The 13,185-nt window shown below is 69.2% G+C and carries 13 protein-coding genes and 1 riboswitch; of the genes, 4 read left to right on the top strand and 9 right to left on the bottom strand.

Going from position 1 to position 13,185, the window contains the following annotated elements:
• Positions 1-170: 170 nt before the first annotated feature.
• The 3 genes from ABT130_RS37170 to ABT130_RS37160 all read right to left on the bottom strand — a co-directional run bounded on the left by ABT130_RS37170 (position 171) and on the right by ABT130_RS37160 (position 3,333).
• The gene (locus ABT130_RS37170) at positions 171-1,070 is read right to left on the bottom strand and encodes a carbohydrate ABC transporter permease (RefSeq protein WP_350963683.1); all 900 of its coding nucleotides are present in this window, start codon (positions 1,068-1,070) and stop codon (positions 171-173) included.
• 2 nt (positions 1,071-1,072) lie between these two features.
• On the bottom strand, positions 1,073-1,912 hold the full coding sequence (locus ABT130_RS37165) for a carbohydrate ABC transporter permease (protein ID WP_350963680.1): 840 nt from the start codon (positions 1,910-1,912) through the stop codon (positions 1,073-1,075).
• 83 nt (positions 1,913-1,995) lie between these two features.
• Positions 1,996-3,333: an extracellular solute-binding protein gene (locus ABT130_RS37160; RefSeq protein ID WP_350963678.1), complete on the bottom strand. Its 1,338-nt coding sequence runs from the start codon at positions 3,331-3,333 to the stop codon at positions 1,996-1,998.
• 355 nt (positions 3,334-3,688) lie between these two features.
• On the opposite strand from ABT130_RS37160, the gene ABT130_RS37155 reads away from it, so the two are divergent.
• From ABT130_RS37155 to ABT130_RS37145, 3 genes are all read left to right on the top strand, one after another.
• The gene (locus ABT130_RS37155) at positions 3,689-6,145 is read left to right on the top strand and encodes a beta-xylosidase/alpha-l-arabinosidase (RefSeq protein ID WP_350963675.1); all 2,457 of its coding nucleotides are present in this window, start codon (positions 3,689-3,691) and stop codon (positions 6,143-6,145) included.
• Positions 6,129-7,175, top strand: coding sequence for a LacI family DNA-binding transcriptional regulator (locus ABT130_RS37150; protein WP_350963673.1), 1,047 nt, complete (start codon positions 6,129-6,131; stop codon positions 7,173-7,175). The genes ABT130_RS37155 and ABT130_RS37150 overlap by 17 nt, the downstream gene beginning before the upstream one ends.
• A 355-nt stretch (positions 7,176-7,530) precedes the next feature.
• A complete protein-coding gene (locus tag ABT130_RS37145) occupies positions 7,531-7,986 on the top strand; it encodes a hypothetical protein (RefSeq protein WP_350963671.1) in 456 nt (151 codons plus the stop codon).
• A 53-nt stretch (positions 7,987-8,039) separates the two neighbouring features.
• Here ABT130_RS37145 and ABT130_RS37140 read toward each other — a convergent pair whose 3' ends face one another.
• The 5 genes from ABT130_RS37140 to ABT130_RS37120 form a co-directional block, all read right to left on the bottom strand.
• Complete coding sequence (locus tag ABT130_RS37140; protein WP_350963669.1) at positions 8,040-8,234, bottom strand: hypothetical protein; 195 nt, start codon at positions 8,232-8,234, stop codon at positions 8,040-8,042.
• Between the two features lie 110 nt (positions 8,235-8,344).
• Positions 8,345-9,253: a coiled-coil domain-containing protein gene (locus ABT130_RS37135; protein ID WP_350963666.1), complete on the bottom strand. Its 909-nt coding sequence runs from the start codon at positions 9,251-9,253 to the stop codon at positions 8,345-8,347.
• Between the two features lie 69 nt (positions 9,254-9,322).
• Positions 9,323-9,459, bottom strand: a riboswitch (cyclic di-AMP (ydaO/yuaA leader).
• A gap of 72 nt (positions 9,460-9,531) precedes the next feature.
• Positions 9,532-10,611 carry a galactose-1-phosphate uridylyltransferase gene (galT, locus tag ABT130_RS37130; protein ID WP_350929698.1) on the bottom strand — a complete coding sequence of 360 codons (1,080 nt, stop codon included), beginning with the start codon at positions 10,609-10,611 and terminating at the stop codon, positions 9,532-9,534.
• Complete coding sequence (locus tag ABT130_RS37125; RefSeq protein ID WP_350929697.1) at positions 10,608-11,408, bottom strand: DeoR/GlpR family DNA-binding transcription regulator; 801 nt, start codon at positions 11,406-11,408, stop codon at positions 10,608-10,610. Before ABT130_RS37125 ends, galT begins: the two co-directional genes overlap by 4 nt.
• Before the next feature lie 86 nt (positions 11,409-11,494).
• Positions 11,495-12,091 (bottom strand): HD domain-containing protein, encoded by a 597-nt coding sequence (locus ABT130_RS37120; protein WP_350963663.1) that lies wholly within the window; start codon positions 12,089-12,091, stop codon positions 11,495-11,497.
• A 254-nt stretch (positions 12,092-12,345) separates the two neighbouring features.
• Between ABT130_RS37120 and ABT130_RS47870 the strand changes: the two genes are divergently transcribed.
• Complete coding sequence (locus ABT130_RS47870) at positions 12,346-12,423, top strand: 50S ribosomal protein bL37 (RefSeq protein WP_386323758.1); 78 nt, start codon at positions 12,346-12,348, stop codon at positions 12,421-12,423.
• Between the two features lie 40 nt (positions 12,424-12,463).
• On the opposite strand, the gene ABT130_RS37115 is transcribed toward ABT130_RS47870, so the two are convergent.
• Positions 12,464-13,051 (bottom strand): TIGR03086 family metal-binding protein, encoded by a 588-nt coding sequence (locus ABT130_RS37115; RefSeq protein WP_350929695.1) that lies wholly within the window; start codon positions 13,049-13,051, stop codon positions 12,464-12,466.
• Between the last annotated feature and the right edge of the window lie 134 nt (positions 13,052-13,185).

Raw genomic sequence — 13,185 nt, 5'->3', positions numbered from 1 at the left:
GCCAAGCACACCGGGGCGTGCTTGGCCACCCATGCCGGGGAGAACCGGACCGCTCGGCTCGGCCGGACCTCCGCGAGCCCTGCGGTCAGGCGAGAGCGACGCCCCGCGGCTCGGAGCGCTGGTACGTCGAGATCTGATCCGTCATAAGCCCACGTACCGCCAGGGGAAGGTCACTTGCTGAAACCGGCCGTCAGGCCGCTGAGCAGCTGACGGCGGCCGACCACGTACAGGATCAGGAGGGGGAGCGTGGTCAGCACGACGGAGGCGAGTACGGCGGGCACGTTCACGCTGTACTGCCCCTGGAAGGTCCACAGCGCGAGCGGCAGCGTGCGCTTGTCGGGGCTCTGGGTGAGGATCAGCGGCAGCAGGAATCCGTTCCAGATCGTCAGCGCGTTGTAGATCGTCACCGTCACCACGGCCGGCAGGGTGAGCGGTAGGGCCAGGCGCCAGAGCGTCGTCATCTCGCCCGCGCCGTCCAGCCGCATCGACTCGAACAGCTCTTTGGGCACGTCACGGATGAAGTTGGCCAAGACCAGCACCGACAGCGGGATCGCGAAGGCGATGGACGGGAGGATCAGCGCCGCCAGCGAGTCGTAGAGGCGCAGCCGGATGATGATCAGGTAGATCGGGATGATGGTCGCCTGCAGCGGGATGGCCAGCCCCATGAGAAAGAGCGAGTTCACCCCGCGTAGGAAGCGGTGGGCGCCGCCCCGGACGATCGCGTACGCCGCCATGAACGCGACCGTGACCGCCGGGACGACCGCGCCGACGGTCACGATGAGGCTGTTGAGGAAGTACAGCGGGAAGTCGGACTCGATGACCATCCTGTAGTTGCTGAGGGTCGGCTCGGTAGGCGGCGCCAGCGGGTTGGTGGCGTAGTAGGTGCTCTGCGCCTTGAAGCTGGTGATGAGGATCCAGTAGATCGGCACGATCACGATCGCCAGCCACAGCCAGCCCGCGGCCCCGCCCAGCCAGTTGGGGCGTTCGCCGCCTGGACGCGGTCGGCGCCGGCGCGGTTCCGTTTCGGCCGCCGGGGTCCGCTTGAGCCCGGTCGTGTGGGTCAAGCCCATGGTCAGGCCCCTTCCAGCTGGCTGGCTCCCGCGTCGCTGCCGCCGAGCCGGCGCAGGAGCAACGCCAGGGCGAGGCCCACGAGGACGAGGATGACGGCGATGGCACTGGCCGGTCCCATGAGGTTGGCCTGGAACCCGCGCTTGTACATGTCCAGGGCGAGCACCCGGGTGGCGTCGCCAGGACCGCCCGCGGTCAGCACGAAGATCAGGTCGAAGAAGGTCAGGGACCCGACGACCATGAGGGTGGAGGACGTGATGATCGTGTACTTGAGCTGCGGCAGCGTGATGCTGAAGAACTTGCGGACGCGGCCCGCGCCGTCCAGTTCGGCGGCCTCGTACATGGAGCGCGGGATCTGCCGTACGCCGCCCTGGTAGATCAGCGAGTGGAAGGGGATGAACTGCCACGACACCACGAAGATCACGACGCTGAAGGCGAGGAAGGGCTCGCCGAGCCAGTCCTGTGCGAGCAGCCCGATGTGCAGCCCGGCACCGAGCCCGAAGTTCGGATCGAGCAGCGCCTTGTAGGCGATGGCGACGGCGGCCGAGCTGAGCAGCAGTGGGATGAAGTACAGCACGGCCAGCAGCGCGCGATAGCGCTGGTGCCCGGCCAGGAACACCCCGATCAGGATGCTGACCGGCGTCTGAACCGCCCAGGAGGCGGCCATCACCAGCAACGTCACCCACAGCGCGTGCAGGAGGCCGGGGTCGCTGAGCACAGCCCACCAGCTGGTGAGCCCGGACATCTGGATGTCGCCGAGCCCGTCCCAGGACGTGAAGCTGAGGAACAGGACCCCGACCAGTGGAATTACCCCGAAGGCGACGAACACCGCCAGAGCCGGCACGGCCAGCCACGGGAGGACGCCGCCTCGGGCCTCTCGCGTGGCGGCCGGCGGCGTCCCCCTCCGAGCGGGGGTGGCGAACGCGCTCAACTGCCGATGACCGCGTTCATGTTGGACACGAACTGCTGCGGCGTGATCGACAGCTGGAACAGCTTGGCGATGTTGTCCAGCAGCACCTCGGCCGCGGTGGGGCTGAGCGCCTGGTCCCAGGACTGGGCGAACGACTTGGCGTTGCTGGCGATGCCGTAGACGAACTTCAGGAAGTCCGCGTCCTTGGCGGTGGCGAACGCGCTGTCGGCGCCGTTGACGATCGGCACCGCGCCGGTGCCGGCCCACTCCTTGACCTCCTCGTCACTGAGCACGGCGGTGGCGAAGAACTTCTTGGCGATCTCCTTCTGCTCGGCGGTCGCGTTGGACGAGATCGACAGGTATTGGCCCGGGTTGCCGACGGTGTTGCTGGGGTCGCCCTTGCCCCCCTCGACCGGCGGGAAGTTCATGTAGCCGAGGTGGCCGCCGGAGACGAAGTCACCGCCGTCGGTCGACATGCTGCCGTACGTCCAGCCGCCGTGCAGCATCATCGCGGCCTTGCCGGTGTACAGCAGGGCCTGGTCGGCGTTGGAGTCGGCCGTGATCGAGGAGAAGCCCTTGATGAACCCGTCCGCCTTGACGAGGTCCTGCAGCTTGGTCAGGGCGTCGAGGGCGGCGGGGTGGGACCAGGCGTCCTTCTTGCCGTCGAACACGGCTTGGAACACCTCGGGGCCGCCGATGCGGTCGAAGAGGAACTCCAGCCACATCATGTTCGTCCAGCGGGACTGGCCGCCAAGGGAGAACGGGGCGATGCCGGCGGCGTTGAACTTGGGGACCAGGGCCATGATGTCGCCCCACGACTCCGGCGGCTGCACGCCGACCTGGTCGAAGATTTTCTTGTTGTAGTACAGGACGATGGGCTGCATGGTCTCGCACGGCATCGCGTAGATCTTGCCGTCGATCGTGGCCGCCCCGAAGGAGGAGGGGAACAGCCGGTCCTTCACGGCGGCGTTCTGCTCGAACCACGAGGTGAGGTCCTCCACCTGGCCGGCCTGCACGTACGTGCGCAGGGTCCCGCCGCCCCAACCCCAGATGATGGTGGGGGCCTGGCCCGCTCCGATCGCCGTCTTGATCTTCGTCTTGTACGCGTCGTTCTGGAGGATCGTCCCGGTGATCTGCCCGTTGGGGTTGGCCTTGTTGAACCGCTCCACGGCCCGGGTGCGCACGCCCTCCTGTGGCTGGACCGCCAGGTACCAGTAAGTGGCCTTGGTCCCGCCGCCTCCGCCTCCGCCCGCCGCGGTGGGGCCGGAAGTGCCACAGGCCGCCAGCGCGGCTCCCAGGGGGATGCCCATGGAGAGGGTGAGGAAGGTGCGGCGAGATGGTGTCGTTGACTCCACGCTGATCTCCGTATGTCGAATGCCGAGCTGGGCGCGGCTCCATGTGAAACATCAGTGGCGGTGGTCGTCGGTCGTGGATCAGCACCTCCGCTGCCAGGCATCCACTCTTCTTGAGCCCAGCATGTCGAAACATTTCCGAAACAAGCCGCGTGGCACGCAAATTTAGATTTCTACTACTTGCCTGTCAAGGGGTGACCTCATATCGGCACGAGCTTCGTATGTAAGGTGTGTGAGGTACTCTCATCTGGGGCTTTTCCTGGTCACTCAGGTGCGCCAGGATTCGAGCAGGGCTACCGCAACGCACCGAAAAGTTTCGGAAAGTTGTCCGGGTGAGTTTTTCTTGAGGAGAGAGCAGATGACGGCGCTAGATGGGGCCTCCGCGGCGGGCCGGATCCTCCGTCCGTGGCAGGACCCGGCACTCCCCGTGGCCGACCGGGTCGACGCCCTCCTTGAGGAGATGACCCTGGAGGAGAAGATCGGCCAGCTCGGCAGCCGGTGGCTCGGCAACGACATGCAGGCCGACCAGGGCGGGGAGCCCGAGGAGGAGGCCGAAGGCCCGGCGAACGTGGCCCCGATGCAGGACGTCTTCGCGGCCTCGGGGAGGGTGCCCTTCGAGGAGGCGATCCGCCACGGGCTCGGCCACCTGACGCGGGTGTTCGGCAGTGCTCCGGTGACCGCGGCGGAGGGCGCCGCGGAGGTGGTACGGCTGCAGTCCGAGGTGGTGAAGCATTCCCGGCTCGGCATCCCGGCGCTGGTCCACGAGGAGTGCCTGACCGGTTTCACCACTTACGGCGCGACCGTCTACCCGGCGGCCATCGCCTGGGGCGCGACGTTCGACCCGGAGCTGGTGGAGCGGATGGCCGCCGCCATCGGGCGGGACATGCGTGCCGTGGGCGTCCACCAGGGCCTGTCGCCGGTGCTGGACGTGGTGCGCGACTACCGCTGGGGCCGGGTCGAGGAGACCATGGGTGAAGATCCGTACCTCGTCGCGATGCTCGGCGCGGCCTACGTGCGCGGCCTCGAGAGCGCCGGGATCATCGCCACGCTCAAGCACTTCGCCGGCTACTCCGCCTCCCGGGCGGCCCGCAACCACGGCCCGGTGCCGATGGGCCGGCGCGAGCTGATGGACATGATCCTGCCGACGTTCGAGACCGCCATCGTCGAGGGCGGCGCGCGTTCGGTCATGAACTCGTACTCCGACGTGGACGGCGTTCCCGCCGCGGCCGACTCGTGGCTGCTGACCGACCTGCTGCGCGACGAGTGGGGGTTCACCGGGACGGTGGTGTCGGACTACTGGGCGATCCCGTTCCTCGCGACGACGCACCAGGTCGCCGCGGACACCGACGAGGCCGGGGTGCAGGCGCTGACCGCGGGCATCGACGTCGAGCTGCCCGACACGCTCGGCTTCGGCCAGCACCTCGCCGGGCGGGTGCGGCGGGGCGAACTGCCGGAGTCCCTGGTCGACCGGGCCGCCCGGCGCCTGCTCACGCAGAAGGTGCAGCTCGGACTGCTGGACCCGGACTGGACACCGGAGAAGTCGGTGGCCGGGGCACGGACCGTGGACCTGGACTCGCCGGCCAACCGGGCACTGGCCCGGGAACTGGCCGAGCGGTCGATCGTGCTGCTCGACGCGGGCACCGCGCTACCGTTGTTCGGCGAAGGGCGTCCGGGGCCGCGCCGGGTGGCCGTGGTCGGCCCCTGCGCCGACGACCCGCACACGTTCATGGGCTGCTACGCCTTCCCCAACCACGTGCTGCCCCGTCATCCGGGGCTCGGGCTCGGCGTGGCCGCACCCAGCCTGCTCGACGCGCTGCGGGCCGAGCTGCCCGATGCCGAGCTGATCCACGAGCCGGGCTGCGACGTGCGGGGCGACGACCGCTCCGGCTTCGCCGCCGCACTCCAGGCGGCTCGTGAGTCCGACGTGTGCGTGGCCGTCGTCGGCGACCTGGCGGGGATGTTCGGGCTGGGTACGTCGGGCGAAGGCTGCGACGCCGAAGACCTGCGGCTGCCCGGCGTGCAGGAGGACCTGCTGGCCGAGCTGGCCGCCACCGGCACGCCGGTCGTGGTGGTCGTCGTCTCGGGCCGTCCATACGCGCTGGGCCGGGTGTCCGGGACGGCCGCCGCGCTCGTCCAGGCGTTCATGCCCGGGGAGGAGGGCGGGGCGGCCGTCGCCGGGGTCCTGTCCGGCAGGGTGCAGCCCAGCGGAAAGCTGCCGGTGCAGATCCCACGCGGTCCGGGCGGGCAGCCGGGCACCTACCTGCAGCCGCCGCTGGGCTCCAACAGCCACGGCATCAGCAATCTCGACCCGACCCCGCTGTTCCCGTTCGGGCACGGCGCCTCGTACACCACCTTCGAGGTCGACGACCTGCGGATCAGCGACGCCGAGGTGCCCACCGACGGCGAGTTCACCGTGTCGGTGCGGGTACGCAACACCGGGGGCCGGGCGGGCGAGGAGGTCGTCCAGCTCTTCCTGTACGATGTGGTCGCCCAGGTCACCCGACCGGTGCGGCAGCTCACCGGGTTCGCCCGGGTCCGGCTGGAGCCCGGCGCGAGCGCCCTGGCGACCTTCACCGTGCCCGCCGACCGGACCGCGTTCACCGGGCGCGACCTGCGGCGTATCGTCGAACCGGGGGACCTTGAGGTGCTCGTGGGCACGTCGGCGTCCGACCTGCCCTGCCGGGGCCACATACGATTGACCGGCCCGCTGCGTCACGTCGGCCTGGGCCGCCGACTGGTCACCCGTGTGGATGTGGAACCGATACCGGGCTCTTCCGCCACACAGCAGGGAGGAACAGATGCCGGCCAGTCCTAAACGGGCCACGCTGGCCACGGTCGCGGCCTCGGCGGGCGTGTCGGTCGCGACCGTGTCGAAGGTGCTCAACGGCCGAGGTGACGTCTCCCCGGTGACCCGCTCCCTCGTGGAGTCGTTGCTGGAGCAGCACGACTACGTCGCGCCGCCACAGCGCCGCCGGGGCGACGCGGCCGTGCCGGACACGATCGAAGTGGAGCTGGACGCCGATCTCAACGCGTACTCGACCGAGATCGTCCAGGGCGCTGTGCAGGCCGGGGCCGAGGTCGACGCGGCGATCGTGGTGAGCATCCGGACGAACGCCGACCGCGCCGGAGCCTGGGCGCGCGGCCTGGTCACGGCCGGACGGCGGGCCCTGATCGCCATCACCAGCGAGTTGACCGCCGGGCAGCTCGCCGCCCTGTCCCGCGTGCGGTTGCCACTGGTCGTGATCGACCCGCTGAACCTGCCGCAGACCAGGGGGGTCACCAGCGTCGGCTCGACGAACTTCGCCGGGGGCCTGGCCGCGACGCAGCACCTGCTCGCGCTCGGACATCGGCGCATCGCCTACCTCGGCGGCCCGGCCACCGCCGCCTGCAACCAGGCCCGGCTACACGGCTACCGCGCCGCCATGGAGGCCGCAGGCGCTTCGGTTCCTCCGGGTTACGTACGGGCGGGGCACTTCCGCTACCAGGAGGGTGTGACGGGCGGCGCGGCCCTGTTCGACCTGCCTGAGGTCCCCACCGCCATCTTCACCGGCTGCGACGACATCGCGCTCGGCGTGCTGGAGGCGGCCAGGGCGCGAGGGTTGCGCGTGCCCGAGGACCTCAGCATCGTCGGCTTCGACGACACCCAGGTCGCCTGCATGGCCTCGCCCCCGCTGACCACCGTACGCCAGCCGCTGCGAGAGATGGGCGGCGTCGCCGTACGCACGGCCCTGCGCCTGGCGGCAGGCGAACGAGTCGACTCCCACCACGTCGAACTCGCCACCGAACTGGTGGTACGCGCTTCCACCGCCCCCGTCCCACCCGAGGGCTCCACCGGCCGCAACTGACCCGCTTAGGGCCGCCCACCGGGGGAGCGCGTGCGTCTCGGCCGCGGAGGTTGTGAGTTCCGGGCCGTCCTCAGCCCCGCGTGAACGACCTGCGGCGATCTCCTAGAAGGCGTTCTGAGCTGGGCTTTCGGCGTTCATTGGTTCTCATCGTTTCCTGCTGCTTCTCGTACCCATGTGCCCTGGATGTGCCCTGCCCTCCTCGGTCTGAGTGATTCCGGACGGCCACCGCGCCGGGCCCGACACAATCGTCTTCTGTGGATGTCCACTCGCGTCCAGGGACGGTGTCAGCACTTCCGTTAGCAGGGTCATGCGCAGTGCAAAGGCTATGTCGGACCCGATCGCTACTCTCCCGCACATGGCAGTCCCCGAGATCATCCCCATCAGCTACGAACCCGACTACCACACCGACACCATCGGCCATTGGGAGGGCGGGCAGTTCCTCGGCTCCGTCGTCGCCGCCTTCCCCGAGGGCTACACGCACACCGACGACTGGCAGGCGCACAAACGCTGGCACGCCGTCCTGCACACCTTCGACGCCGCCGGCCACCACCTCGACTCCCGCATCGAGCGCACCGGGACCGACGACAACCACCGGGCCGCCGTCGACGCAGCGCAGGAGCGGCTGAAGCAGTGGCTCGATGCCCTCCCCGGCCTCCGCTTCGGCGACATCGCCATCCGGCCCTTTCGCCGCGAAGTCGACGGCGTGCTCTTCGGCCTCGTCATCGAGACCTTCGAAGGCACCGAACACGCCGAGCTCTACCCGAACAACCTCGGCTTCTACGAACCCTGGGACGGCTTGTACGACACCTGACCACCAGATCCGTAGGGAAGGGCAGATACCTCGCCAGCGGCATCTCGCCCTGCTCAGGTGGTGGTTGCGGGTCGGTGGTGTGTGATCGTGTAAGCCATCTCCGCCCTCGGGCTCCAACCCGCGTCGAAGGAGTGGTAGCGGCTCTCCCACTCCGGGCTCAGGATGGCCTCCAGCACCGCCATGGACCGGCACAGGTCGCGGAGCATCGGGACACCGGGCAGCAGACGGGCCACATCGTGATCAGTCATACGCCCATCCAATCGAACGCCAGTGACTGAATCGTGCCGGGTCTCGGGGACCTCGCTGTGTCCTGAGAGGGGATTACAGCGAGATCACCGCAGTTCAGGAGCCTGGCGGCTCAGTACATCGAGATGTGCGGGTGGTCGTAGTGGTTGGCGGTGATGCCGCCGCGGTTGGACATGGTTCTCCAGCCGGAGCCGTGGTTGATGCGCTGGCGCCAGATCACGTACTTCACTCCGAGCTTGGACTTGTTCTTGATGGCCCAGGCGGCGATCTCGTCGCCGAGCCGGAGGTTGGCGGCTGAGGGCATCGTGCCGCCGGTGCTCATCATGAAGTCGCAGGCGCGGCCGAGGGGGTGCTCGCCGCCGTCGTTCGCGGACCGGTAGCAACCGACGGCGTACGGGAGGTCGAAGCGTCTCTTGACGGCCTCACGCATGATCCGGGTCCGGTCGGTGATGTTGTCGGCGCCGGTGGGGAGTTGCGGGGCCCAGCTGCCGTCGGCGCGGCGCCCGGAGCCGACGGGGGCGAGCTGGTCGAGCCTGTTCTTGATGTCCTTGATCAGATCTTCGACCTCGTCACGCTGGGTCTGCATCTCCTTGGCCTCCTCCCTGATTTCGTCGGTGAGCCTGGCGGCCGTCTCGGTCGCCCTCTTCCTGCGTTCGAAGCTCTCGGCGAAGCCCTGCAGGTGCGCGCTCTGCTGGGCGGTGAGCTGCTCCATCACCGCGGCTCCCCCCATGTCGTCGGCGAACAGCAGCGCGGGCAGGCCTCCGATGCTGCTCTGGTAGCGGAGCTGGACTATGGAGTCGACCTGCTTCTCCGCCCTGGCGTAGAGGTCGGAGGCCCTGGCCAGGTTCTGCTTGGCGACGGCTTCGGCCTTCTGCGCCTTCTTGAGGGACTCGCGCTTGGCCGCGTATGCCTCGATCAGCCCGTCGACCTTCTTGCCGAGCTTGGCCAGCTCGGCGCGGAGCTTGGCCTCGGTCGGCTTGGGCTCCGCGCTTCCCGCGGTGGGGGCACCGAGGGTGAACATGGCGACCAGGCTCAAACAAAGGGCCAGAACCGCATGCCGACGGAACGTGGGGGACGGGGCCGCCACGAACTCTCCTCTCCTTCCGCCTACCGGGTTAGCTGACGGGTTCGGGCTGGAGAACGCCCTTCCACCGAAGTGGTTTCACCCCAGGTGCGGTGGTTCCCCGGCTCCCGGGCGATGCGCCTGGGATTAGGCATATCGGCTGTTGCAGCCGATGTGGGAAGGATAGTAGTGGTAAACACAGGGTCACGCGACTTCAAGACGAGACCAATTGGTGATTAGTTCGTGACAACAGAGCGCAGAAGGTGTGCTGTCTCCTCGGGCAGCACGTCGTTCACGAAGGCACCCATGGCCGACTCGGAGCCGGCGAGATATTTCAGCTTGTTCGGCGCGCGGCGGATGCTGAACAGCTCCATGTGCGTGTACGACAGGTCACGACCGGTGTTGACCGGCGCCTGGTGCCAGGCCGCGATATAGGGCATCGGCACACCGAACAACGCGTCGAGGCGGCGGAGCACGTCGGTGTAGAGCGGTCCGAACGCCGCGCGCTCCGCGGGCTCCAGCCCGACCAGGTCGGGGACCTGCCGGTGGGGGTAGAGATGAACCTCCACCGGCCAGCGCGCCGCGGCCGGGACGAACGCCGTCCAGTGCTCGTTCGAGGCCACCACCCGGACCCCGGCCTCCCGCTCCGCGGCGAGCACGTCGGCGAACAGGTTGCCGCCGGTCCGCTCCCGGTGGCGCCCGGCCGCCCCGAGGGTCAGCTTGGTGCGCGGGGTCACGTAGGGGTAGGCGTAGATCTGGCCGTGCGGGTGGGCCAGGGTGATGCCGATCTCGGCTCCCCGGTTCTCGAAACAGAACACCTGCTCCACGCCCGGCATCGCCGACAACTCCGCCGTACGGTCGATCCAGGCCTCCATGACCAGCTCCACCTGCTCGGGGGGGAGCATCGCGAACGAGGAGTCGTGCTCGGAGGTGAAACAGACCACCTCACAGCGACCGATCCCGGGACGGACCTCGCTCAACCCGCCGACCTGCTGATAGTCGCCCAGATAGGTGGAGAACGAGGGGAACCTGTTCTCGAAGACCACCACGTCGTAGGCCGCGGAGGGGATCTCGGTGAGGTTGCCGGAGGTGGAAGGGCAGAGCGGGCACTCGCTGGCCGGAGGCAGGAAGGTGCGGCCCTGGCGGTGTCCGGCCACCGCGATCCACTCCTCGGTCAGCGGGTCGTAACGCAACTCGGAGGCGGTGGGGCGGGGCGGCAGGTCGCGTCCGTCGACCGCTCCGCGGTCGGCGTCGTCGCGGCGGTCGAAGTAGAACAGCTCCCGGCCGTCGGCCAGATGGGTGATCGTACGCTTCATCGGCCGACGCTCTCGCTCTCCTGCTGTGGCTCTGTGATGATCAGCTCTCCCACCGAGGCGGCGAGCTCCTCGCGGGCCTCCTCGGCCAGGCCGGAGTCGGTGACCACGATGTGGGCCTGGGCCAGTTCGGCGATCGTGCTGATGCCGACCGTGCCCCACTTGGTGTGGTCGGCGAGCACCACCAGGCGGTGTGCGGAGGCGACCAGCTCACGGTTGGTCTCGGCCTCCAGCAGGTTGGGTGTGGTGAACCCGGCTCGGGCGCTCATCCCGTGCACGCCGAGGAAGAGGGTGTCGACGTGGAGTCCCCGGATCGCCGTGACCGCGACCGGGCCGACCAGCGCGTCGGAGGGGGTGCGGACCCCGCCGGTGAGCACGACCGTGCGATCGGCCCTGGGGGAGCGGTGGAAGACGTCGGCGATCCGGATCGAGTTGGTGATCACGGTCAGCTCGGGCACGTCGGTCACGTGGTGGGCGAGCGTCCAGGTCGTGGTTCCCGCGGAGAGTGCGATGGCGGTGGCGGGCCGGACGAGCCGGGCGGCCTGCTGGGCGATCGTCTCCTTCTCCGCCTGCTGGCGCGCCGACTTGGCGGCGAAGCCCGGTTCCTCGGTCGAGCCGGACCCGGTGGCGGTGGCGCCACCGTGGACCTTCTCCACCAGCCCGCGCTCGGAGAGCACCTCAAGGTCGCGCCGGATCGTCATGTCGGACACGCCGAGCTCCCGGACGAGATCGGCGACCCTGACCCCGCCCCTGCTCCGCACCCTCTCCAGGATCGCCTGCTGCCGCTGCTGGGCGAGCATTGACTCACTCCCTTTAATTCACCAGATTCCACCAAAATACCACGGCGAGTATCGGGAAATACTGTTGAATTATGGTGGTCATCTGCTCACAGCCGCTCAAGCTCCGCCATGATGTTCGCCCGCGCCGCCTCCTCCAGATCGGCGATGTGGAAGATCGCCGCAAGATCGAGCAGCGAGCGCAGCACCGCGGCCCTGCCGGACCTGAAAGCGTCGTCGGGCACGAAGGCGTACTCCTCGCGCACGGCGGTCGCGTAGGCGGCGTAGACCTCCGGCGACGCGCCCAGGATCGCCAGGTCCGCGTCGGACAGCACGGCCCCGTCCGCGTCGCCCGGTGCGGGGGCGTGTGTGACGGTCAGCCTGACCAGCCGGGCGACCGTGGCCACCGCCTCGGGGGAGAGCCCCATCTCCGGCAGCGCGCGCTCGGCCAGGATGGCGCTCCGCTCCTCGTTGTCGCCGCGCCGCGGGTCGTAGACGGCGTCGTGGAACCAGGCCGCCAGCCGTACCAGGTCCGGGTGCTCGGCATGAGAGGCCAGGGTGTCGATGTGGGCGAGCACGGCCTCCAGGTGGGTGGTGGTGTGATACCTGCGGTGCGGCTCGTCGTACCGGGTGATCAGTTCACGGCCGAGGGATTCGGCCTCGGGGCCGGACAGGGACAGCCAGCGGGCCATCAGCTTCTCGCGCATGAGGGCGAGCCTAGAACCTGGCCGGAGGGGAGGACCCTCAGGTGCGGGAGGCGCTGATCGTCAAGGTTGGGGCAACGCACCCACCGGAGCGGGGCGGATCGCGGTTCGGGCCTTGTGCGCCGGGCGTCGCAGGAGGAACGTGAAGGTCTGAACCGGTGACATCGAGTCCCGTACGGGTCCGGAATCACGGGTCCGGAATCACGGAGGCCGGCACTCGCGGGACCTGGAAGGACCTCAGGGAAGGGGTGGTCGGCATGGCCAGAAGATCGCGTAAGGGCAAGGCCCGCAAGAAGCACAAGGCCAACCACGGCAAGCGGCCGACCGCTCGCTAGCCGTACTGATCACAGAGCCCGAGTCCACGGGGACGGGCGGTCACGCGCGGCGGCCCCAGGAGGCCAGCAGCCGGGTCTGCGCGTCGGTGTCGGAGGGCACCTTCCGGTGCTCTCCGGCCTGGTGCTCCCCGACGGCCGCGGTCTGCCGGTAGCCGGGTTCCGCGTCGGCGAACCAGGTGGCGCAGGCCGCGACCAGCTCCGGGTCGAGCCGCTCGTCGGCGCCGATGGCGCGGGCCAGGTCCCAGGTGTGGATGAGGGCGTCGGCGAACAGTTCGGTGATGTACTCCCGGCCGGGCACGTCGCCGAAGGGCAGGTGGACGACGCGGTCGAGGACCCGGTGATCGATCGCCGCCTGGATGGCGGGCACGGCCGAGGTGTCGAACGCCTTGATGGGGTCGTCGCCGAGCAGGTCGCCCTCGAAGGCGTCGCCGATCTCCGCGTGGGTCCGCCCGGCCAGCAACTCGGGAGCCCACAGGCTCTCGCCGACCACGTGGTTGACGAGGGAGCGCACGTCCCAGTCGACGCACGGTGTCGGGTTCTCCCACTGGTCGGGGCCGATCCGGTGGACGAGAGCGCCGAAGTCGTCCAGCGCGCGACGGTAAGCCTCGGGTACGTCGATGGTCATCATGCCCTCCCGATGCCCTCCCGGGTTCTCTCCCGGCCCTCATCTTGACCGTAACCCCTGGCCCGCCAGTAGTCATCGCGTCAATGGACATGACCGGCACGTCCGGGAGCGCATCCGACCGGACGGCTTCATCTCCC

It is taken from the genome of Streptosporangium sp. NPDC001681 (genome assembly GCF_040298085.1).
In the GTDB taxonomy this organism is placed as follows: Bacteria; Actinomycetota; Actinomycetes; order Streptosporangiales; family Streptosporangiaceae; genus Streptosporangium.
The sequence above is the reverse complement of the archived record's forward strand: the minus strand, read 5'-3'. Positions and strand labels throughout refer to the sequence as shown.

Excerpts from the sequence above, each read along its gene's own strand:
- ABT130_RS37135 (WP_350963666.1), bottom strand. The coding sequence starts at position 9,253 with ATGTTCACCCTCGGTGCCCCCACCGCGGGAAGCGCGGAGCCCAAGCCG.
- ABT130_RS37125 (WP_350929697.1), bottom strand. The coding sequence starts at position 11,408 with ATGCTCGCCCAGCAGCGGCAGCAGGCGATCCTGGAGAGGGTGCGGAGC.
- ABT130_RS47870 (WP_386323758.1), top strand. The coding sequence starts at position 12,346 with ATGGCCAGAAGATCGCGTAAGGGCAAGGCCCGCAAGAAGCACAAGGCC.
- ABT130_RS37115 (WP_350929695.1), bottom strand. The coding sequence starts at position 13,051 with ATGATGACCATCGACGTACCCGAGGCTTACCGTCGCGCGCTGGACGAC.
- ABT130_RS37140 (WP_350963669.1), bottom strand. The coding sequence starts at position 8,234 with ATGACTGATCACGATGTGGCCCGTCTGCTGCCCGGTGTCCCGATGCTC.
- ABT130_RS37170 (WP_350963683.1), bottom strand. The coding sequence starts at position 1,070 with ATGGGCTTGACCCACACGACCGGGCTCAAGCGGACCCCGGCGGCCGAA.
- ABT130_RS37120 (WP_350963663.1), bottom strand. The coding sequence starts at position 12,091 with ATGCGCGAGAAGCTGATGGCCCGCTGGCTGTCCCTGTCCGGCCCCGAG.
- ABT130_RS37155 (WP_350963675.1), top strand. The coding sequence starts at position 3,689 with ATGACGGCGCTAGATGGGGCCTCCGCGGCGGGCCGGATCCTCCGTCCG.
- galT (WP_350929698.1), bottom strand. The coding sequence starts at position 10,611 with ATGAAGCGTACGATCACCCATCTGGCCGACGGCCGGGAGCTGTTCTAC.
- ABT130_RS37145 (WP_350963671.1), top strand. The coding sequence starts at position 7,531 with ATGGCAGTCCCCGAGATCATCCCCATCAGCTACGAACCCGACTACCAC.
- ABT130_RS37150 (WP_350963673.1), top strand. The coding sequence starts at position 6,129 with ATGCCGGCCAGTCCTAAACGGGCCACGCTGGCCACGGTCGCGGCCTCG.